Source organism: Antarctobacter heliothermus (assembly GCF_900188425.1).
GTDB lineage: Bacteria > Pseudomonadota > Alphaproteobacteria > Rhodobacterales > Rhodobacteraceae > Antarctobacter > Antarctobacter heliothermus.
The window spans coordinates 1-20,018 of the sequence record NZ_FZON01000026.1; the positions used below are offsets into that span (position 1 = coordinate 1).

The window sequence follows — 20,018 nt, forward strand, 5'->3', positions numbered from 1 at the left end:
GGGGCGAAGGATACCGGGCGGGCCGCACCAAGCTCACCGTTTCGATACTGCCGACGCCAGATCGTCAACAGCGATCGGCAAATGCCATGCCGCCGCGCCGTGACCGAAACTTGCCGGTGGCCGACAAAACTTTCCTCGACAATCCGGAGCTTGTCCTTATCCGACCATCGCCGACGGCGAACGCCATCGGCCGCGGAGAGAACTTCGATTTGAGGGCGGTAAATGAAATCAGACATAAGGTCGGACTTATCATCGGATCGTAGCCGAAGTCAGACGGCCCCCGCCGGAGCCTCACAATCAAGCAGACCTGATCCCCTGACATGTCAGCCACCTATGAGAACACCCTTCCGCAACTGTCACAGATGTCGCTTTAGATTTCGTAAACCTCTAAATTTGCGTTGAAATTCTGGCGCGTCAGAACAAACAAAAACGGGGCGGCACAAGGCCGCCCCGTTTTCTGGTCTTCCATTCCGGGCGCGAGGTACGCGACACCGGAACAGCGCTGCATATTCCGTTCCGGGAAACCCGGTTATTTGGTCAAAAGCGCGGCTTCGTGCTTTTTCAGCGAGCGACGCGCCGAGGCATAGGCCTTGAGGCCCTCTGCGTGCTCAAGTTCCGGGAAGAGCTCCAGGATCTCCTGGCGTTGCGCGTTGCCGATGCCCTTGAGGCTGTAGTCGCCGGGCTGGAAGCTTTCGGTCCAGGCACCGTTCGACAGGATCACCTCATGGCCTTCGAACATCACATGGATGTAGGCAACGCCATTGGCCTCGACCTCATCAACCCCGTCCAGCCCGGTCAGGTGCTTGGCCGCGACCAGAACCTCACGCTCTTCAAAGTAGAGCGCGGTCTTGTCGTTGGCCACGAGAACCCGGTGGTTGGGCGACACCAGCATGTCATGCTCGGGCAGGTTGTTGCCCAGCGCGCCCTGCTGGATCAGGATCGGCTTGAAGTGCGGCTTGCGTGCCAGATCAAAGCCAGTCAGATCCTTGCGGCCCACCCACTTGATCTCCTGGATGCCATTGTCGCGGGTGATCACCCGGTCGCCAACTTCCAGATCCTCGACCAGACGTTCGCCCTGCGGGGTTGCGATCAGCGTGCCGGGAGTAAAGCAGGGCACGATTTCCTCGATCTCGAAGAAGTCCATGGTGCCGGTGACAGCGCCCGACCCGTCGAGGAACTCGATGGTGCCATCCAGACCGTTGCCGTTGCTGTCGGCCACTTCGTTGACCAGCCGCCAATCGACGTCCTGCGCCCCTACGCCCGACAGATCCAAGATGTCATAGTCCTGGTTGGGCGGATCCTCGGGGTTGGCCTGATCGACAAAACCGCCCGAGCCGCCGTCGACTGTGTCGCCGATACCGTCTGCGGCGCTATCGACGATGATGACATCCCGATCGGACCCGCCGTTGATGGCATCGTCGCCCGACCCGCCGTTCAGCGTATCGTTGCCTTGACCGCCGATCAGCACGTCATCGTCGTTGCCACCCATCAGGATGTCATCGTCGATGCCGCCGTCCAGCGTGTCATTGCCGGAACCGCCTTGCAGCGTGTCATCATCGTCCCCACCGATCAGCGAGTCGTCGCCCAGGAAGCCCTGCAGCAGGTCGCGGTCGTTTTCGGTATTGGGGTCGATGTCGTCGGTCAGTTCCAGAGCGGCAAAGTTGGAGCCGTCCAGCGTATCATTGCCCTGCCCGCCATCCAACGAGTCCGATCCGTGCGAGCCGATCAGCAGGTCGTCGCCCTGACCACCCATGATCGAGTCGTCGTCGATGCCGCCATCCAGCGTGTCGTTGCCGCCGCCGCCGTCGATTGTGTCGGCATCGTCCCCGGTGGCGATGGAATCGTCACCCAGGTTGCCCTCGACATAGTCGCGGCCATCCTCTGTGTTCGGGTCGGCGGTAAAGCCAAGCGCATTCAGCGGTGTGCCGGGGGCAAAGGACGGGTCGTCGCCTTCATAGTCGGAGAAGGTGTCGGTGCCAGCGATGATCGTGTCGTTGCCGCTGCCGCCAAAGATGGTGTCCGCACCCTGCACGTCAAACAGAGAGTCGTCGCCCCCGCCCAGCGTGACATAGTCGTTGTCGATGCCCGGGTTGACGGTGTCATTGCCCCCACCTGCAGCGATTGTGTCAGCGTCGTCGCCGGTCTCGATCAATTCGTCCGAGGCGTCCCCGACAATATTGTCGAGATCGTCCAGCGGATCGGGATCCTGGTCGAGGCCGTTCAGCGGATCAAGCAACTGGTCGCCCGGCGCTACCGGGAAGACATCGGTGTCGATGCGCGGCGCGGCGTCCTCGGAAATGGTGATTGTCACCTCGGCAGTGGCAAAGCCACCGTTGCCGTCCGTCACTGTGTAGCTGAACGTATCGGTCCCGGTGAACCCGGCGTCGGGGGTGTAGGTATAGCTGTCCCCGCCACCACTCAGCGCCACCGTGCCGTTGGTCGGGTCCGTGGCGATGCTGTCAAGGGTCAGCGGATCGCCATCAGGATCGCTGTCGTTGGCCAGCACGTCGATGACCACCGGATCGCCCTCATCGGTCTCAGCCATATCCGCCACGGCCACCGGCGGCGCGTTCGGATCGCCCACGGTGACAGTGATGACGCCAGTGTCGCTGCCGCCATCGGGGTCGGCCAACTGATAGGTAAAGGTGTCGGTGCCGATGAACCCGGCTGCCGGTGTGTAGTCGACAGTGCCATCGCCATTCAGAACGGCGGTGCCATTGGCGGGGGGTGTGATGCTGGACACAGTCAGCAGAGCGTTGTCGCCGTCCGGGTCGTCATCATTGGCCAGCGGCGTGATGGTGACAGTTGTGCCGGAATCAGTCTCTGCCGTGTCGTCAAACGCGGTCGGCGGGATATTCGGGTCAACGTCGTCCGTAACGGTATAGGTGACGGTCGCCGTATCGCTGGTTGTGCCGTCCGTGATCGTATAGGTGATCGTGTCGGTCCCGGTGAAGCCGTCATTCGGCGTATATGTCACCGTACCGTCGCCATTCAGCACCGCGGTGCCGTTGGTAGCAGGGGTGATGCCGGTCACGGTCAGCGGATCGCCGTCCGGGTCCGTGTCGTTGTCACGCGGGTCTATCGTCACAGGCTCACCGATGGTGGTGCTTATCGTGTCGTCGACCGCATCCGGACCACTTCCGTCAACGTCCACTGTCGAAAATTCAATGTCCGAGATGATCACGCCCTGTTGGCTGACCGCGCCGTTGGCATACTCGATCTGAATGCTGGCAACTGGCCCTGCAATCTCGACCAGAACAGAGGTCGTGGCGTCTTCGAACCCGGTTTCGGGTGTGCCTGTCAGGTCCCCACCCGCGTTTGTGACCCCGGATCCCAGCGTCAGTGTGACCGGAACTGGATTGCCATCGGGGTCAAGCGCGGTGACGTTCACAACATCCTGGAAACCGCCGCCCGCTTCGGCAAAATCCCCGCCTGTGCCGGTGTCGATATCATTGATGCGGAACGAAACATTCTGCGCCGCGTCAGTATACAAGGAAGTGTCGGTGGCCCGAAAGTCGAGCACCGTGGTCGATGTATCGCTCGCCGCGCCCGTGCCCTCGCCAAACAGCTTCAGGAAAGACTGGTTCGAAAATGTCTCATCCGGTGCGACGTAGCCGGGAGCATTGAATGTAAAGGCGCTGCTGCCCGCGCTCAATCCGTCATAAGAAATGTCGACGGCAACGCCGCCGGTATCAACGCTGGCAGAAACGCCACCGTCGGCATCAGCCACGTTGGTGCCAAACGGACCCAGTGCACCCCATTCCAAGACCAAATCAGCCATTTTGCGACCCTCTTTCACTCTAAATGGGGGCATGCCCCGTGCGCAGTAGCGCCGACAATGCGCGCAGCACCGCCCAATTCATTTCGTGCTCGCCAAGTTGCATCGGTACGAAGTGATCGCGGTGTTCCCTGTCGCGTCAAAGCGCGAACAAAGATGCCATTTTGGCACGGACGGATTCTCCGTCCTCGCTTCACTTCGCATCTCAAAATGCGAGCGGTTCAGCGGCCGCCCCCGTGGCCTGCAGACTTCACCCCCCAGTTGGGCTTGAAGAAATTATTAAGGCGCGCCCCGCATTCCGAGAAGGAGAAAATTGTAGGAACGGGGGCAATTCCGCCGCGCCCGCGCCAGATTTCAGCGATCCGGCCATGAATTCGCCGCGAATTGTTCGCGCAACTTGTTCCGAAATGGAAACACACATCCACAACATACGGTGTACTTATACAATTTCACCCCGAAATACAGCACAACATGAAATGCTTGGATGCATACTGTTCTGATTTCATGAACAATGATGCGGGCCGCATTTCTGTCTCACGCCTTGCCTTCTTGTCGCCACAATTCCGTCGGCACTGTCCGCGCCTAGGCACCAATCCTGCAACCCTTGCGCGATTGGTCAAAGCGGACACCAGACATGTGACGAGAAATTCGAATCATTCGAAGAAAATGTTGGTTATTGCCGCCCCTTTCCGGTCCGTTCTGGTCTGCCACAGCAATTCTGCGAAAAAGCCTTAGTTGCACACCTTGTCTGACTTACGCTGACGCCATGCCCTATTCCGCCCTTCCGCCCCCCGCCTTCTGGAAGCGATGCCGCGAAAGCGCGGATTTTCGTCTTGATGCGATATATGACCCCAAGGTCACCCTGCGCCCCGGTCTCCGGGTGGCCACGGCAGGCAGTTGTTTTGCCCAGAACATCGCCACCTATGTCCGGGCCTCGTCGCTGTCACTGGTCGAGGCAGAGCCTGCTCCGGCATTGATGCGTGCTGACGTGGCCCGGCGGTACGGCTACGGTCTGTTCTCGGCCCGCTATGGCAATGTCTACACCGCGCGCCAATTGCGCCAATTGCTGGAGGACGCAGAGAACGCAACCCTGCACGACGCGGCCATATGGCGACGCGGGGACGTCTGGATCGACGCATTGCGGCCCAACGTGGAACCGGAGGGCTTCCGGACCGAGGCCGAGCTTTGTGCCTTTCGCCGGGATCATCTGCGCCGGGTGCGGGCAATGTTCGATGAGACGGATGTCTTTGTCTTTACGCTCGGGTTGACCGAATGCTGGGCCGATCGCACCTCCGGTCTGGTCTTTCCGACCGCGCCGGGCGTGCTGGGCGGGCATTTTGACCCCGACCGCCATATCTTCGTTAACCAGGGCTTTGCCGACGTCCACGAGGATCTGACAGAGGCCATCACCCGTATGCGCCGATGGAATCCGGACTTGAAGGTGTTGCTGACCGTCTCGCCCGTGCCTCTGACCGCCACCGCCAGTGGCGCGCACATCCTGTATGCGACCACTTATTCCAAATCCGTGTTGCGGGCTGTGGCCGGAGAGGTCGCCGCGCTGGACCCGGACATCGACTATGTCCCGTCCTATGAGATCATCACCGGACCCCCCTTTGGCGCGCGGTTCTACAACGACAACCTGCGCACCGTCACGGCCGAGGGCGTGGCAACGGTCATGTCGGTCTTCTTTGGCGCGCATCCCGACCTGGGGGGCGTCCCGCGCCCCGACAAAGTGATCCTTGACCCCGAAACAGACCCCGCGCCGCAAGAAGACATCTGCGAAGAGGCTCTTCTGGAAGCGTTCGCCCCGCAGGAGACCACCCGTTGAAACTGTGCCTGATCGGCGACTCGCACGCGGCAATGCTGATCGCCGCGCATCGGCAGAACCCGGCGGACGACGCTCTGACGGTCTTTGCCAAACCCGGACTGGTGGCCGAGGACATCGCGTTGACCGGCCCCCTGCTGCACGCCGTATCTGCGGACATGCACGCAAGGCTGGCCGCGATGGGCACGCCCGACACACTGGACCTTGCCGACTTCGACGCTGTGGTGATTGCCGGGCTTGTACCATCGGCCTTTGCCGCCGTTCGGCTGCAACAGGCGCATAGTGTCTCTGGCTGGCCATCAGGAGAGATTTCCGTGGCCAAGGCGCTGACCGACATGCCCGCGGCCAAGACCCTCCCCCTGATGAGCCGCGCCGCCTATGTCGCCGCACTGACCGCGCTCAGCCAGACATCGCTGGCTGCGCGGATCGCGTCTGCCGCGCCCTGCCCGGTCATTGTAGTCGCACAGCCGTTCCCGTCGGACGCCTTGCTGGACAAGGACGGAACGTATCCCATCATGCGCCGCCTACTGCGCCAAGGCGACGGTACGGCGCTGGCCGCCGATTTGATCACGGCCCATCGCGCGGGGCTTGGCGCCCTTGCCGGCACCACCTATCTGCCGCAACCCGCTGACACCCTGTCCCATGGCTGCCTGACACAGGCTGTTTTCATGCGCGGCGGGCCACGTCTGTCGGATGGCTCCCGGCAGGACAGCGACGACGTGTTGCACGGCAACGCGGCACTGGGTGCGCGCCTGCTGAGCGATCTGCGGACCCGCCTGGCCCGACCCGTGCAAACCACCTCAAATCCTTAATATTCCCGTCAGATCTCCAAAGGCTGCGTTAAGGGCCGCTTGCCAATTTCCCCTTAGTGGGAATTTGGAGAGAAGCTGTGGGAACCGCCATTATCGTGCTGGCCGGGCAGAGCAATGCCGGCCGGATTGCCGGTGAAGTCCAGGATGCACTGGACGCCACCTATGGTGCCGGGAATTACATCTTGGTGCGCGCCTATTCGTCAGGGGCGCCGCTGACCAGCGCGCGCGACGGCAAGACCGACTGGCAAACCCCCGGCGAAATGCGCGCTGTCATCGTCGATGAAACCGTGGCCGCGCTACGCGCGACACCGGACGGCTATGTCGCCGGGGTGATCTGGGTGCAGGGAGAAGGCGACACCGACATGTCCGGCACTCCTGCTGACTACGCACCTGATTTTCATGCCCTGATGGGAGAGTTCCGCGTCGGGGTCGCCATGGCGTTGGGCAACCGTCTCACCGGGGTAGAGGATGCACCTGTCGTGATCTCTGGCCTGTCCGACAACGCACCAGCCGCCCCGGAGCGTCAGTATTGGGATGCCATTCAGGCAGAGTTGATCGACCTTGGCGCGGACAACCCCGGCATCGTCACAGTGCAACCCGACGCCGTCCTGACAGCCGCGCGCATCACACCCGCCCAGATGTTTGCCGACGGGCTACACTATTCCGATGCCGCCAGCGTGGCCTTGGCCGACAGTCTTGTTGCGGCCCTCGTCCAGATGGAAACGCAGGGCGGCGGTGGCGGACATAGTACCCAAGGCACCGCGGGCGCGGACCGGCTTGTGGGCACCAGCGGTGACGACATCTTTACCGTGAACCACAGCGGTGACTCCATCGTGGAGGCGGACAACGCCGGCATCGACCTTGTGCGCGCCTCTGTCTCGTTTGCGCTGCGCGACTACGGCATGTCGTTGGAAAACCTCACCCTGCTGGGCACGGCCGACCTGAGCGGCACAGGCAACGGGGCGAACAACATTCTGACCGGCAACAGCGGCAACAATGCGCTGAACGGCGCCTGGGGCGATGACGTCATCTATGGCATGGCGGGCGACGACACCTTGCAGGATACCAAAGGCACCGACACCCTGATTGGCGGCACTGGGGACGACGTCTATTTCGTCGATGATGCAAACGACGTGGTGATCGAATACAAGGGTCAGGGCCACGACCTGATCAATTCGTTTGTCTCCTACCGTCTCTGGGCCGATGCCCCAGAGGTCGAGGATCTGATCCTGACCGGCAGTGACAATATCGACGGCGCAGGCAATGGCTATGACAACCACATCATCGGCAACGCGGGTGCCAATTTTCTGGACGGCGCGCGCGGGCGCGACCTGCTGGAGGCGGGCGGCGGGGCGGATACGCTGATGGGACAGGCTGGTGCCGATACCCTGCTGGGTCAGGGTGGCGACGACGTGCTGTACGGCGATCATGAAGACGGCGCATCGACCACCTTTGCCGGGCAGGCCTTTCGCCTGTATCAGGCAACCCTTGCGCGGGCACCCGATGCCAATGGCTATGGCTTCTGGACCGAACAACTGGCCGACGGGGCCAATTATTTCAACGTCATCACCGGCTTTGTCCAAAGCCCCGAGTTTCAGGCGACCTACGGGTCGCTGACCGACGATGCCTTTATCGAAATGCTGTACAACAACGTGCTGGACCGCGCCTCTGATCCGAACGGCAAGGCGGTCTGGCAGGCGTATCTGGACGATGGCGCCACGCGGGAATTTGTGGTGTCGCACTTTGCCGAAAGCCCCGAATTCCAGCGCATGATGCAACAGGAACTGGAGGCATGGACCCGCGCGCTTGGTCCCGATGACGTGCTGGACCCGGGTGCCGGGGATTCCACGCTATCAGGCGGGGACCTGTCCGACAGCTTTGTCTTCAGACCGTCGTCGGACGGCACCCACATCATCACCGACTTTGAAGAATGGGACGTTCTGGATCTGGCTGCCTTTGGCTATGCGGACGCCAACGCCGCCCGGTCAGAATTCTACCAACATGGCGACGATCTGATTTTCGACGATGAAGGTGTCACCATTATCCTGCAAGACACCACCATGGATTCGCTCAGCGAACAGGGTCTGATGATCTGATCAGGCTCGGGGTCAGGGCGGTCAGCCGCCCTACCCGTCCAAGCGATCCTTCAGAAACTGGCGAATGTCCAACAGCGATTTTTCATCCATCGAGACATAGACCAGCGCCATGTTCACCCGTTCGCGCACCATTTCGCCCGGAAAAGGCAGATAGCTGAGTTCCCGCGACCCGAAGGACGGTGAGGCGGTGCCCACCTGCCATTCGGTCTTCAACTCCACATCCACCAGTTTCAGTGCCGTATCGCTGCCCGCGCCGGGGCGCTCAAACGGCACCCCCGCCAGCCGCAGATACGACGCCTTGTCGGCGGCCTGCACAAAGCCGTCGATGAACTGCGTGGCCAGCACCTGCAATTCAGCCGCCTGGTCCTCCGGCTTGAGATGGCTGTGCAGATGATCGTGGTCATGTGGGTGGTTGTGATCATGCGGATGGTGATGATGACCGATGTGACCGTTCACGATGTCATGGGGCATTGGCTGCCTCCTCTTGTTCAAAGACCGTCAGCGCGGTGTTCAGCGCATTGATCGCAGCCGGCAGTCCGCCATACAGCGACATCTGCCAGATCGCCTCGGCGATTTCCTCACGGCTCAGCCCCGTCTTGCGTCCGCCCGCGATGTTCACCGCCAATTGCGGCGCGGTCTGGCCGCCAAGGGCGGTCAGCGCGGCGATGGTGGCCAGATAGCGGTCGCGCAGCGGCAGGCCGGGACGCGCGTATTGCTGGCCATAGGCACAATCGACCACGGTTTGCGCCATTCCGGGCAGGAGGTGGCCATAGCGCTGATCCAACACCTGTTCCATGCCGGGGTTCAACTGTTCGGCCAGCTTGCGCCCGATTTCCAACGTCTCTGACACGTCTCTTACCTTTTTGTCCGGCCGTGCCAGCGCTTGCCTTCGAATTCGCCATGCGGAATGGCCACGGGCTTGTCGATATGCCGGGTGTGTTTGCCCATATTGCCGCTGGCCACAAGGCTGCCCAGCACGTCGACAATGACCCGCGTACCCATCAGCGCGGTGATGTCCGACGTGTCATAGGGCGGTGACACCTCGACCAGTTCCATGCCGCAAATCCCCTCTGCCGCGACCTTGGACGCCAGCGCCAAGGCCTCACGCGGGAGGAACCCGCCCGGCTCCGGCCAACCGGTGCCGGGGACAAAACCACAGTCGATGCTGTCGATGTCAAACGACATGTAAACCATGTCGACCCCGTCCCAAGCCATTTCCAGGGCCATCTCGGCGGTCTTGTCGATGCCCATCTTTTCCATGTCGCCCATGGTGATGATGTTTGTCTCGCGATCCCGCGCGACCTTGACCGCCTCACGCGGCACCTGCCATCCGCCGATACCGACCTGCACAAGGTTCTTGGCCGGAACGTTCGGCAGCAGGGTCGAGTGGAACCACGGCGTCGTGTGCATCCGCTCATCCAGATCCTTTTCCTGAATGTCGGCGTGGCGGTCGAAATGGACGATACCTATCTTTTTCGACGTACATTCCGAGATGCCGCGCACACAGGGAAAGCCGATCGAATGGTCGCCGCCGATCATCACCGGCAGAGAACCGGAGCTGAACACATGGCTGACAGCGCGGCTGATCTGATCAAAGGATTTTTCCAGATTGGCGGGAATGGTGAACACATCCCCCGCATCGCACAGTGTCATTTGTTCGCGCAGATCCACGCCCAGTTCATAGTTATACGGCGTATACAGCGCGCTGATCTTGCGCAGCCCCTGCGGGCCAAACCGCGTGCCGGGACGGTAGGTGGTGCCGCCGTCGAAGGGGATGCCAAGGATCGTGGCGTCGTAGTCGCCGACCTCTGTCACGTCCTCGGCATAGGGTGCCTTGAGAAAGGTGTTGATGCCGGCGAAATGCGGCAGTTCGCCCCGCGCGAAGGTGGGGATGGATTTGTCCTCGATGCTGTCGGCCCCGGTCAGACCCATGCGCAGCGCCCAGCGGCGTTCTTCGTCCCAGCGGCCTTCGGGCAGATCCGCCTCGGCCTTCATCGACTTCCAGCCTTGCAGCTTGGTCAGGTCCGGGTGATGGGCGCGGCGATCCGTGCCGATCAGGTCGGCGGGATGGTGGGACCGGCGGCGGTCAGCGGGCGTGCAAAACATGGGTGCGCTCCTTGAGAGTCTGAAAGGGGATGCCATCGTCGCGGGCATCGAAATCATAGGTGATCGTGGCAGCATTCTTTTCCGGGTCGGTCGCGTCCCAGACCGGCTTGTCAAAGGCCCAGACGCGGTCGCCCAGCTTGAACGCCTCGCCAAGATCGTGGGTGATCATGAAGATGGTCATGCCGCTTTGGTCCCGCAGTTCCTGCAGGAAATCATGCATGACAATCTTGGTGCCCGGATCCAGCGCGCCAAAAGGTTCGTCCAGCAGCAGTATCTTTGGCTCACCGGCCAGCGCCTGCGCAATGGCCAGCCGTTGCAGCATCCCGCCCGACAGATCGGCGGGGTATTGATCCGCCACATGCTCCAACCCGATGCGGGCCAGCGTAGCGCGGGCCTTGGCGCGTTCTTCGGCCCGGTCGGCGCGGCTCAGCCGCCCCCAGAACGACGACCGGAACGCGCGCGGCGCAATCAGGTTGTTCAGGACCGTCTGATGCGGCAGCACCGAATAGCGTTGAAAGACAATGCCGTGGTCGCGCCCCGGCTCGCGCGCCATCGGTGCGCCGTCGATGTGGATCTCACCGCGTGTCGGTTGTTCCTGCGCCAGCAGCAGCCGCAAAAAGGTGGTCTTGCCGCAGCCCGAGGCTCCGACGATGGACACGAACTGACCCTTGGGGACGCTGACATCGATATTTTCGATGATGGTGCGTTTTCCATAGGTCTTGGACAGGCCCTTGATGGTGACATAGCTCATAGCGCCTCTCCATCCCAAGGGAAGGCACGTCTGGACAGCAACCGCAGCGCCAGATCCAGCAAGAAGGCCAGCAGTGTGATCCAGACGACGTAGGTCAGGATCACGTCCATCGCCAAATATCGCCGCACCAGAAAGATGCGGTAGCCCAGCCCCTGATCCGAGGCGATGGCCTCCGCAGCAATCAGGAACAACCACGCGGGCCCCAGCGACAGCCGCACCGCCGCAATCAGGCGGGGCAGCACCTGCGGCAGGACCACATGCAGCGCGATGGCAGTGGAACTGGCCCCAAGTGTCTGTGCCTTGACGAATTGTTCGCTGGGCAGGTCAATCACCCGCTGCGACATGTCGCGGATCAGGAAGGGCGTGATGCCAATGACAATCAGCGCCACCTTGGACACCTCACCCAGCCCCAGCAGGATAAACAGGACCGGCAGGATCGCCAACGGTGGCACCATCGAGACCACGGACACAAAGGGCGCAAAGCTCTTGCGCAAGTAGGGCAACATGCCAATGCCGATCCCGGTGATCAATGCCGTGGTTGCGGCGATCAGCACCCCCAGCGCCAGACGGCGCAGGCTGGCGAAGGTGTCGTTCCAGAACAGGATCTCGCCGGAGCGGCGGTCAGGTTCGGTCAGCAACCGTTCGGCGGTGGCAAGGATCGTCGTGGGCGCGGGCAACAGCTTGTCCTGCGGGTTCACCGCCAACCGCATGTCCGATCCGATCATATAGACAAGCAGTACCGCCAGAAAGGGCAGTGTGGCGAGCACCGTCGCCAACAGGGCACCCGGTTTTCGATTGATCCAGCGCATGGCGATCCTCGGCGGGCAGAGGCCCCGGATCAGGTCCGGGACACAAGTCGTCGTGGCAATATGCGGCCCGCCTATGTCAGCGGGCCGCGCGGAGGTTTACAACGCGCCGTCGGCCGCCATCTGCATGTAGGTGGTATCAAAGCGGAACCTGACGTTCGCCGGGTCGCCGGTGGTGGTGCCATCCGGGTAAGAGACTCCGACGAAATCCGCGCTTGGCGCGCCCTCACCCAGAATGCCTTTGTCGAACAGGAATTCGGCCACGTTGACCATGGTCGTGGGCAGCTCGGCCCCCATGGTGAACGTCACCGCGTCAGCCGGATCAAAGAACATCTCTGTCGAGTCCAATTGCGCCTTGTAGCCCGCCAGATCGGTGCCAGAGGCCTCTGCCATGGCGGTCAGGACCGCCTCATCGCCAGCGGCCATCAGGCCCATGACCTCATACCAAGCTCCGGCCATGGCCTTGCCGAAATCGGGATTGGCGGCCAGCGTGTCGGTGTTGACCACCATCAGGTCGATGATCTCGCCGGGGATGTCGGAACTGTCGAACAGTTTCTTGGCGTTGGGCTCTTCGAGGATGGTCGAGACCAGCGGGTTCCATGTCACCACCGCCTCGACATCCGCTGTGGTAAAGGCGGCGATCATGTCCGCGTCCGAGGTGTTCAGCACCCCACCCAGATCGCGTTCCTGCAGGCCGACGCTGTCCAGCGCCCGCGCCAGCAGATAGTGCGAGACCGACAGTTCCACCAGGTTCACCGGCTTGCCCGCCAGATCCGCCAGGTCTCCGTCGCCCTTGACGATCACCGCGTCATTGCCGTTGGAAAAATCGCCGACGATCAGCGCCGTGGTGTCCACGCCGCCGCCCGCCGGGATCGACAGGGTGTCCATGTTGGTGGCCGACACACCGTCAAAGGCCCGGGCCGTGTACTGGTTGATCGACTCGACGTAATCGTTGATCTGCACGATCTCGACGGTGATGCCGTATTTCTCGGCCCACTTGTCCATGATCCCGGACTCGTCCAGATATCCCCAGGGCATCCAGCCCACATAAATCGACCATGCGACCCGAAAGTCGGATTTTTCCTGAGCCGTGGCGGGTGTGGCCGCCGCCAGCGCCAGTGCCGCGCAGGTGGCCACAAAATGGCGTCTTGCAAACATGGGTGTCCCCTCATGCAACGTCCCGCCTTTGATTGCTGATCGAGGCACCGAGGCGGAACTTGAGAGATCGGTGAAACCTCAACGCGCAGTGCTCTCCCGGGATTTTGCCCCGCCGTGTACCGGCAGGGAATTTGCCCCGTCGGTGGCATCTCTTGGACCAGACCCTCTGGGAGGAGAGACGAGGCGGAACCCTAGATACCCTGCTGACCCCAGCATCGGGGGTGGGGCCGAGTTGTCACGCGGGTTGCATCAAACGCAGGCGGCGCAATCCAGTATTGCCCAAATAACAGGCTCAATTTTTGTCCAATGGTGTGAAATGCGGCAGCGGGCATTGCGTACGACCTGCCGCGGGACAAAACTCGCCGCATGACATATCCCATCGCCTCGCCGTGGTACGGCACCCAGCAGATCGACAACCGCATCTGGTGCCTGACGGAACCGCATGTGCATCCGATCTTTTCCGCCAACATCTTTCTTGTGCTCGGATCGGACGCCGACATGGTTGTCGACAGCGGCATGGGCGTGGCCCCCTTGCTGCCCGTGGTGGACTCGCTGCGCCCCGACCCGGACAAGCCGCTGATCCTGTTCACCACCCATTGTCACGTCGACCACATCGGCGCGGCGCATGAGTTCGATACCCGGCTGGTGCATCCGCTGGAGGCAGATGATCTGGCGAGCCCCACGCCCTACAGCCTGAACACCGCCGGCATCTCGGATGCGTTTCGCAAACTGTTTCTGGACGCGGGCTATGCGCCGCTTTGGCCGGACCTGATCGACGCCCTACCCTACGCTGGCTATGACCTCGCCGCCTACACGCTCAAACCCGCCCCCGCGACGCGCATGGTAGAGGAGGGTGCCATAGTGGACCTGGGAGACTGGCAGGCCGAGGTCCTGCATCTGCCGGGCCATTCGCCCGGACAGGTTGGGCTGTGGCATGCAGACAGCGGCACGCTGTTCGGGGCCGATGCCATCTACGACGGGCCGCTGATCTATGACGGGCCGGGCATGGATGTTGCCGCCTATGCCGCTACGCTCCGCCGGATCAAGGCGCTGCCGGTGCAACGTGTGCTGGGCGGGCATGACCCGGTCTTTGGCCGTGCCCGCTGTCATCAGATCGTGGACCATTACCTGGCGCTCTGGCAGGCGTGAAACTGGCGCGGCTCAGGCCGCGTCGATCCGTTCCTGCGCCGGTTGTGTCAATGACACCTCGCGGCATTGGCCCAGAAAATCCACCGCGTGCCAGATCAGCGCGCCATCGCCCGTGCAACTGAGCACCGGCTGTCCTTCGAGCAGCGGGTTGGTGCACAATTCGGCCAGACCGTAGGCGCCGTCCCAGCGCCCGAAGGCAAAGACATGCCGCAATTGTTCCTGCAAGGCCCATGTCCTCTGCCCAGCCTCCAGCGCCGCGATGGTATTGCGCGAGTTCTCTGCATCAGGCTGCCCGACGCCAAACACGAACCGCTGGCCGATGGACACGATGAAGGCATGGGCAGACCCCGCCATCAAGTGCATCGCGCTAGCCGGGTGATCCGCCCGCCGGTTCCACAGTTCGGCATAGTCGCCGTAGACCCCGGTCTCCATCATCTGGTCCGACCCGTTGAGTTCAAGCAGGCCGCTGTCCTCCGCCTCTGGTCGGCCGTGCCAATTGATCTCTCGGTGCCAGGTACAGACGTCGTCGCGCAAGGCCACAACACCGGCAAAGCCCTCGGCCCGCAACAGCGCCATCAGCGCAGCGTCAGGCAGATCCGCCAGAGCAGAGGCCCCGCGCACGTCCGGCCGGTTGGGCGGAATCCGGATATCGGCGTAGAGCGATCCGCATTGCATCCAGTGCACGTTTGTCTCGCAGTCATTGAACGACGGCGATTTGAGCCAGGCGCGATGCCAATGTCCCTGAATATCCCCGGATGTGATCATTCTGCTGCCATTTGGCGATTGCCCATCGCGCCGATGATCTCATCCGCGCTCAGAACCGCCCCTTCCTGAAGGTATTCCATCGCGTTCAACGACGCCTGATGCGCCTGCGGCGAGGTGCCGCCAACGCAATCCGCCACCACGCGACAATAGTAGTCGCTCTGATGCCCGTCGGCGAAACTGTAGTGGACGCAGACATCCGTCATGCCGCCGACAAAGATCAGCGTTTCCGCCTTCAACCCACGCAGGAGGATCTCCATCTCGGTTCCAAAAAAGCACGAGTAGCGCCGCTTGGGCACATGGTAGTCGCCGGGCTTGTACCCCATCTCCTCAAAGGCAACCGGCGTGCCCGGATCACCCTCCATGCAATGGATATCCTCGGAACCATCCAGTTCACGGCCATAGTCGATCCTGTCACGACGGTGGATTTCCTGGACAAACACGACCGGAATGCCATTGGCATGCGCTGCATCCACAACGCCGCGTGCGCGCATCATGTTCTCGGCATAGCCTGGCATGTGCGGGATGCCGCCTTCGGACTTCAAGAAAGCGGATTTCTGGATGTCGATAACCAGAAGAACTGTGTTGCCGACAAGAGTGGGTTGGCGGGCCATGATGCGCCTCCTTCAGCTGTTGGATTGATCCGCGCCCATCAGGCGCGGCAGGTCGCCCCAGCGGGCAACGGCGGAAAAGACAAGCACGGACACGGCGATAAAGGTGATCGCCGCCACCGCCATCGTTGGCGTGTAGCCGTTCCTCAGAGAGTTGAAGATTTGCAGGGTCACGGTCGCGTAGCCGGAGGCCGAGACAAAGAACATCACGATGAATTCGTTGAACGACAGCACCAGCACGAAAAAGAACCCAGAGATCGTGTAGGGGATCGTCTGCGGCAGGATCACGGTGCGGAAGGTGACGGATTCCGTTGCACCCATTGTGGCCGCCGCGTCCAGATGCGCGCGGTCGATGCTTTGCAACCCGATAGAGATCGTCACCATCGGCAGCGCCATCAGCAAGACCGCATGGCTGACCACCCCGGCCCAGAGCGCGCCAAGCCCGCCAAGAAAGCTCCAGAAAAAGCCAAGCCCGACGCCAAAGACAATCGGCGGCACGGCAAAGGGCATCGACCCCAGCGCCGCCAGCGTGCGGGACAGTTTCGATCCCGTCGACCACAGCAGATAGGCCAGCGGCCAGGCCAGCAGAACCGCAAGACTGGCCGCGCCGACAGCGACAATCACCGAATTGCCCAGCGCCTGCGTCCAGACGGGTTCAGAGACAAAGAACTCGCCAAACCGGGCCAGCGTCGGGTCGCGCGGGGGGAAAAACATGCTGCGCCCACCGTTCAGTGCCGCGCCACAGACCACCGCAATGGGCAGCGCCAGCAACAGCGCGCAAAACGCCATGTAAAGAGATCCGACAACCCGCATCAGCGCGCCTCTGCCCATGTGTTGATCCGGTGCCCAAGCGCCAGACAGACCCCGGCGGACATCAGCAGGATCACCGCCTGCGCGGCCCCGAAGGGCGCGTTCAGATTGGCGCCGCGGATGTTGGAATAGATCGCCACGGCAGTCGAATGCTGCGCCGGTGCGGCAAAGACGGTGACGGCAACGTAAGTGCCCAGCAAGAACACGAACAGCAGCAATGTTGTGCCAAACAGCGGCAGGCGGATCGCGGGCAGGATCACGGTGCGGGCCACGCACCACCCCCCTGCCCCCATGGTCCGCGCCGCCTCGGACTGTGAGCGGTCAAGCCGCGACAGCGCCGGATACAGCAAGATCACCGCATAGGGCCAGACGAGGTAGCTCATGGTCAGGATGGTGGCGAATTGCGAGGTCTTGAACTTGACGTTGCGCGGGCTTGCCAGCCCCCAGTCACGCAGCACCTGAAACCAGCCTGTGTCCTTCAGCCATTGGGTCAGGCCGGTGGATTTGAACAGTGCCGGCAGACCGGAGTTGTTGGACAACAAGATGTCCCAACCCATGACGATAAACACCTCTGACAGCGACAGCGACGACAGGATGAACACCAGCCACGCCGCCTGCGCACGGCGCGACAGCCGGGACAGCAGCAACGTGAACGGCAGCGCCGTCAGCACCGCCAACAAGGAGGCGATAACCGCATACCAGAACGAAAAGCCAAGCTGTTGCAGGTAAAGAAAAGTCACATCATCGGGCCAGAGTGCGCCGACGAAGAACCTTTGGTAGTTGGCCAAGGTAAAATCCCAGACCCAGGCGGCCCCTTCGATCTTTCGGCCAAAGCTGATGACGAAGACCAGCAGGAACGGCACGACGCATAGCGTCACGATCACCGCCGTCAGCGCCCAGCTCAGCAGCCGCACGGCCGAGAGCGGTTTGGCTGCGCGCGCCGTTTCAGGCCCCGTTTCGATATGTTCGGCGACCGTCATTCGGCAGCCACAGCCAGGGCTTCGTGCGCCGTGGGAGCGGGGAAGATGTGCAAGGCATCCGGCGGCAGGCGGACCTCTGTGGTATCGCCGACCTGAAAAATCTTGCCGCCCTCGCCCGCCGCGTATTCCACCACCATCCGACCCAGTGCGGACTCAAGGTGGTATTCCCGGATCGGGCCAAGATCGCGTACGAAGGTGATCTTGGCGGGCAGCCGGTTTGCGCCGGGCTCCTCGTCCAGACAGGCGCGCTCTGGCCGGATCGCCACGCGCACCAGCGAGCGACCGATAAAACGCGGCTCAGCCACCAGATGCGTGGCCCCGATGCGGATGCCGCCCGGCACGGTCATCCCGTCAAAGAAGTTCGCCTTGCCGATGAAATCCGCGACAAAGGCGTTTTGCGGCTTGTGATAGATGTCCTGCGGTGACCCGACCTGTTCTACCCGCCCGTTGGACATGACCACGATGCTGTCGGCCATGGTCATGGCCTCGCGCTGATCGTGGGTGACGACGATGGTGGTGATGCCCAACCGTTGTTGCAGCAGCCGCAGTTCCACCTGCATCTCTTCGCGCAACTTGGCGTCCAGCGCCGACATCGGTTCGTCCAGCAAAAAGACCTCTGGTTCCTGCGCCAGCGCGCGGGCTATCGCAACCCGCTGGCGCTGTCCGCCCGACAGTTGCCCGATCCGGCGATCGCCAAAGGCCGACAGTTGCACCAGATCCAACAGTTTGCCTGCCCGGTCCGCCGCCTCTGATCGGGAGACGCCGGAAATGTGCAGCGAATAGGCCACGTTGTCCCGCACCGTCAGATGCGGGAACAGGGCGAAACTCTGGAACACCATGCCGAACTTGCGACGGTGCGCGGGCAGATCGGTGATGTTGCGGTCCCCTAGCAGGATCACCCCGCCAGAGGGCGCCTCCAGCCCCGCCACCATCCGCAACAAGGTTGTCTTGCCACAGCCCGACGGCCCCAACAGCGCCGTCAGTTGCCCTTCGGCAAAGCTCAGGTTCACCAGGTCGACGGCACGGGTGCCGCCGAAGGTTTTTGAGATGCTCTTGAGAACAAGACCGGACATGACGGTTTACGCCCCGGCCAACATCTTGTCCCAGCTTTCCTTGATGAACGTTTCCTTGTCCAGATAGGCCTCATAGGCGGGCTTGATCGAGGGTGTGCCGGACACAAAGGCAAACTCTTCATCCGTCAGATCCGTCTTGGACTGATCGACAAGAGGCGCTGTGCCGATCTTGCGGCTCATGATCGCCTGCGTGGCCGGATCGGACGAGAAGTTGATGAACTCTGCCGCCTCATCCGCCTTGTCCGACAGCGAGGACAGGCACCACGATCCATAATCCTGCGGGTTGCCCTCCTTGGGGAAGATCGGCTTGATCGGAAAGCCGTCCAGCGCCATCAGGTTGGCCACATCGAGGTAGTATTGCCCGCCGATCACGTCGCCGTTTTTCATCGACTGTTCCATCTGGCTTTCAGCCGACCACCAGAGCGCCACATTGGGTTTGATCTCTGCCGCCTTTTCGATGATCGCCAGAATGCCCTCGTCCGTGGCAAAGGTCGCCTCGCCGTCAAAGAAGGTCGCCGCGACAATGTCGAGGAACTGCGAGTTGTAGTTGCGCGACAGGCCCAGAGAGGACTCGTAGATGGTACTGTCCCAGAACTCTGCCCAGCTTGCAGGGGCGTCTACCTCACCCGGATTGATGACCATGGCGGTGAACCACGACATGGCACCAACGCCCAACGGGCCCTCCGGGGCCTCGAACACGAAATAAGGGTCCAGGTTGGAGGCCGCCGGGATCGCCTTGAGGTTCAGCGGTTTGAGCAACCCGCCAATGCGGCTGGCCTTGATCAGCGTGTCACGCGCATACAACGACAGGTCCGCAGGCACGCTGCCCGCCGCCGTCGCCTGCTGCATCGTCACCAGCCAGTCGGTCGAGTTGGGCTGAGTCACCGACTCGACCGTGATGCCTGTCGCCTCGGTGAAGGCGGGATAGACGAATTCCTTGAAGCTGTTTTCAAAGTACCCGCCATAAGAGCCGATCTTCAGGCTGCGGCTTTGCGCGATCAATGGCGTCCCCAGCACGCTGGAGGCCGCAAGGCTGGCCGCGCCTGTCTTGAGCAAGGTCCGTCGGTTCAGTTTGATCATGATGGTCATTCCCCTCGTTCGCAGCCGATCCCGACCCAGCGAGGGATCCGGTGGAGGCTGCCCGTGATGACATCATGAACGCGCCGGTACGCACGAGCGGTCAAAGGAACTGACCGCAAAAGGACCATCCGTCCGTGAAACTGAACCTTTTTTGTGCAAACGCGCAGGACCGATGCGCTTTCTTAATCGCGGCAGATACCGCATCGGCTTTTTCGCGCCAG

At 62.0% G+C, this 20,018-nt stretch carries 18 protein-coding genes and 1 riboswitch; of the genes, 4 read left to right on the plus strand and 14 right to left on the minus strand.

Annotated elements, in window-relative coordinates; genetic code table 11:
- Positions 1-236 (minus strand): transposase (locus CHB90_RS13845; protein ID WP_141135884.1); only part of this gene is annotated, 236 nt, incomplete at its 3' end.
- 293 nt (positions 237-529) lie between these two features.
- Positions 530-3,781 carry an Ig-like domain-containing protein gene (locus CHB90_RS13850; RefSeq protein WP_170941066.1) on the minus strand — a complete coding sequence of 1,084 codons (3,252 nt, stop codon included), beginning with the start codon at positions 3,779-3,781 and terminating at the stop codon, positions 530-532.
- A gap of 763 nt (positions 3,782-4,544) precedes the next feature.
- Here CHB90_RS13850 and CHB90_RS13855 point away from each other — a divergent pair.
- The 3 genes from CHB90_RS13855 to CHB90_RS13865 all read left to right on the plus strand — a co-directional run bounded on the left by CHB90_RS13855 (position 4,545) and on the right by CHB90_RS13865 (position 8,511).
- Complete coding sequence (locus CHB90_RS13855; protein WP_089278467.1) at positions 4,545-5,606, plus strand: GSCFA domain-containing protein; 1,062 nt, start codon at positions 4,545-4,547, stop codon at positions 5,604-5,606.
- Complete coding sequence (locus tag CHB90_RS13860; protein WP_089278468.1) at positions 5,603-6,415, plus strand: hypothetical protein; 813 nt, start codon at positions 5,603-5,605, stop codon at positions 6,413-6,415. Before CHB90_RS13855 ends, CHB90_RS13860 begins: the two co-directional genes overlap by 4 nt.
- A 77-nt stretch (positions 6,416-6,492) precedes the next feature.
- Positions 6,493-8,511, plus strand: a complete 2,019-nt coding sequence (locus CHB90_RS13865) for a DUF4214 domain-containing protein (RefSeq protein WP_089278469.1) — start codon at positions 6,493-6,495, stop codon at positions 8,509-8,511.
- 30 nt (positions 8,512-8,541) lie between these two features.
- Here CHB90_RS13865 and CHB90_RS13870 read toward each other — a convergent pair whose 3' ends face one another.
- From CHB90_RS13870 to CHB90_RS13895, 6 genes are all read right to left on the minus strand, one after another.
- Complete coding sequence (locus CHB90_RS13870) at positions 8,542-8,982, minus strand: hypothetical protein (RefSeq protein WP_089278470.1); 441 nt, start codon at positions 8,980-8,982, stop codon at positions 8,542-8,544.
- Positions 8,972-9,361, minus strand: coding sequence for a carboxymuconolactone decarboxylase family protein (locus CHB90_RS13875; RefSeq protein ID WP_089278471.1), 390 nt, complete (start codon positions 9,359-9,361; stop codon positions 8,972-8,974). The genes CHB90_RS13870 and CHB90_RS13875 overlap by 11 nt, the downstream gene beginning before the upstream one ends.
- Positions 9,362-9,366: 5 nt before the next feature.
- A complete protein-coding gene (locus CHB90_RS13880; RefSeq protein ID WP_089278472.1) occupies positions 9,367-10,617 on the minus strand; it encodes an agmatinase family protein in 1,251 nt (416 codons plus the stop codon).
- Complete coding sequence (locus CHB90_RS13885) at positions 10,598-11,368, minus strand: ATP-binding cassette domain-containing protein (RefSeq protein WP_089278473.1); 771 nt, start codon at positions 11,366-11,368, stop codon at positions 10,598-10,600. Before CHB90_RS13885 ends, CHB90_RS13880 begins: the two co-directional genes overlap by 20 nt.
- Positions 11,365-12,177 carry an ABC transporter permease gene (locus CHB90_RS13890; RefSeq protein WP_089278474.1) on the minus strand — a complete coding sequence of 271 codons (813 nt, stop codon included), beginning with the start codon at positions 12,175-12,177 and terminating at the stop codon, positions 11,365-11,367. Before CHB90_RS13890 ends, CHB90_RS13885 begins: the two co-directional genes overlap by 4 nt.
- 96 nt (positions 12,178-12,273) lie before the next feature.
- Positions 12,274-13,332: a putative urea ABC transporter substrate-binding protein gene (locus tag CHB90_RS13895; RefSeq protein WP_089278475.1), complete on the minus strand. Its 1,059-nt coding sequence runs from the start codon at positions 13,330-13,332 to the stop codon at positions 12,274-12,276.
- 91 nt (positions 13,333-13,423) lie between these two features.
- Positions 13,424-13,538, minus strand: a riboswitch (guanidine-I (ykkC/yxkD leader).
- Between the two features lie 160 nt (positions 13,539-13,698).
- Here CHB90_RS13895 and CHB90_RS13900 point away from each other — a divergent pair.
- Positions 13,699-14,481, plus strand: a complete 783-nt coding sequence (locus tag CHB90_RS13900; protein WP_089278476.1) for an MBL fold metallo-hydrolase — start codon at positions 13,699-13,701, stop codon at positions 14,479-14,481.
- 12 nt (positions 14,482-14,493) lie between these two features.
- On the opposite strand, the gene CHB90_RS13905 is transcribed toward CHB90_RS13900, so the two are convergent.
- Genes CHB90_RS13905 through CHB90_RS13930 form a run of 6 tightly spaced genes read right to left on the minus strand, consistent with a single transcriptional unit; the run spans position 14,494 to position 19,797 of the window.
- Complete coding sequence (locus CHB90_RS13905; protein WP_089278477.1) at positions 14,494-15,246, minus strand: hypothetical protein; 753 nt, start codon at positions 15,244-15,246, stop codon at positions 14,494-14,496.
- Positions 15,243-15,857, minus strand: a complete 615-nt coding sequence (locus CHB90_RS13910) for a cysteine hydrolase family protein (RefSeq protein ID WP_089278478.1) — start codon at positions 15,855-15,857, stop codon at positions 15,243-15,245. The genes CHB90_RS13905 and CHB90_RS13910 overlap by 4 nt, the downstream gene beginning before the upstream one ends.
- A gap of 12 nt (positions 15,858-15,869) precedes the next feature.
- Positions 15,870-16,685, minus strand: a complete 816-nt coding sequence (locus CHB90_RS13915) for an ABC transporter permease (RefSeq protein ID WP_089278479.1) — start codon at positions 16,683-16,685, stop codon at positions 15,870-15,872.
- The gene (locus CHB90_RS13920) at positions 16,667-17,644 is read right to left on the minus strand and encodes an ABC transporter permease (protein ID WP_089278480.1); all 978 of its coding nucleotides are present in this window, start codon (positions 17,642-17,644) and stop codon (positions 16,667-16,669) included. Before CHB90_RS13920 ends, CHB90_RS13915 begins: the two co-directional genes overlap by 19 nt.
- Complete coding sequence (locus CHB90_RS13925) at positions 17,641-18,717, minus strand: ABC transporter ATP-binding protein (protein ID WP_089278481.1); 1,077 nt, start codon at positions 18,715-18,717, stop codon at positions 17,641-17,643. The genes CHB90_RS13920 and CHB90_RS13925 overlap by 4 nt, the downstream gene beginning before the upstream one ends.
- A gap of 6 nt (positions 18,718-18,723) precedes the next feature.
- Entirely contained in the window at positions 18,724-19,797 is a 1,074-nt protein-coding gene (locus CHB90_RS13930; protein WP_170941067.1) for an ABC transporter substrate-binding protein, read from the minus strand.
- Positions 19,798-20,018 lie beyond the last annotated feature (221 nt).

What these genes read in the sequence shown, in the direction of transcription:
- CHB90_RS13905 (WP_089278477.1), bottom strand. Translation starts at nt 15,246, where the DNA reads ATGATCACATCCGGGGATATTCAGGGACATTGGCATCGCGCCTGGCTC.
- CHB90_RS13850 (WP_170941066.1), bottom strand. Translation starts at nt 3,781, where the DNA reads ATGGCTGATTTGGTCTTGGAATGGGGTGCACTGGGTCCGTTTGGCACC.
- CHB90_RS13925 (WP_089278481.1), bottom strand. Translation starts at nt 18,717, where the DNA reads ATGTCCGGTCTTGTTCTCAAGAGCATCTCAAAAACCTTCGGCGGCACC.
- CHB90_RS13880 (WP_089278472.1), bottom strand. Translation starts at nt 10,617, where the DNA reads ATGTTTTGCACGCCCGCTGACCGCCGCCGGTCCCACCATCCCGCCGAC.
- CHB90_RS13895 (WP_089278475.1), bottom strand. Translation starts at nt 13,332, where the DNA reads ATGTTTGCAAGACGCCATTTTGTGGCCACCTGCGCGGCACTGGCGCTG.
- CHB90_RS13930 (WP_170941067.1), bottom strand. Translation starts at nt 19,797, where the DNA reads ATGATCAAACTGAACCGACGGACCTTGCTCAAGACAGGCGCGGCCAGC.
- CHB90_RS13870 (WP_089278470.1), bottom strand. Translation starts at nt 8,982, where the DNA reads ATGCCCCATGACATCGTGAACGGTCACATCGGTCATCATCACCATCCG.
- CHB90_RS13885 (WP_089278473.1), bottom strand. Translation starts at nt 11,368, where the DNA reads ATGAGCTATGTCACCATCAAGGGCCTGTCCAAGACCTATGGAAAACGC.
- CHB90_RS13855 (WP_089278467.1), top strand. Translation starts at nt 4,545, where the DNA reads ATGCCCTATTCCGCCCTTCCGCCCCCCGCCTTCTGGAAGCGATGCCGC.
- CHB90_RS13890 (WP_089278474.1), bottom strand. Translation starts at nt 12,177, where the DNA reads ATGCGCTGGATCAATCGAAAACCGGGTGCCCTGTTGGCGACGGTGCTC.
- CHB90_RS13900 (WP_089278476.1), top strand. Translation starts at nt 13,699, where the DNA reads ATGACATATCCCATCGCCTCGCCGTGGTACGGCACCCAGCAGATCGAC.
- CHB90_RS13910 (WP_089278478.1), bottom strand. Translation starts at nt 15,857, where the DNA reads ATGGCCCGCCAACCCACTCTTGTCGGCAACACAGTTCTTCTGGTTATC.
- CHB90_RS13915 (WP_089278479.1), bottom strand. Translation starts at nt 16,685, where the DNA reads ATGGGCAGAGGCGCGCTGATGCGGGTTGTCGGATCTCTTTACATGGCG.
- CHB90_RS13920 (WP_089278480.1), bottom strand. Translation starts at nt 17,644, where the DNA reads ATGACGGTCGCCGAACATATCGAAACGGGGCCTGAAACGGCGCGCGCA.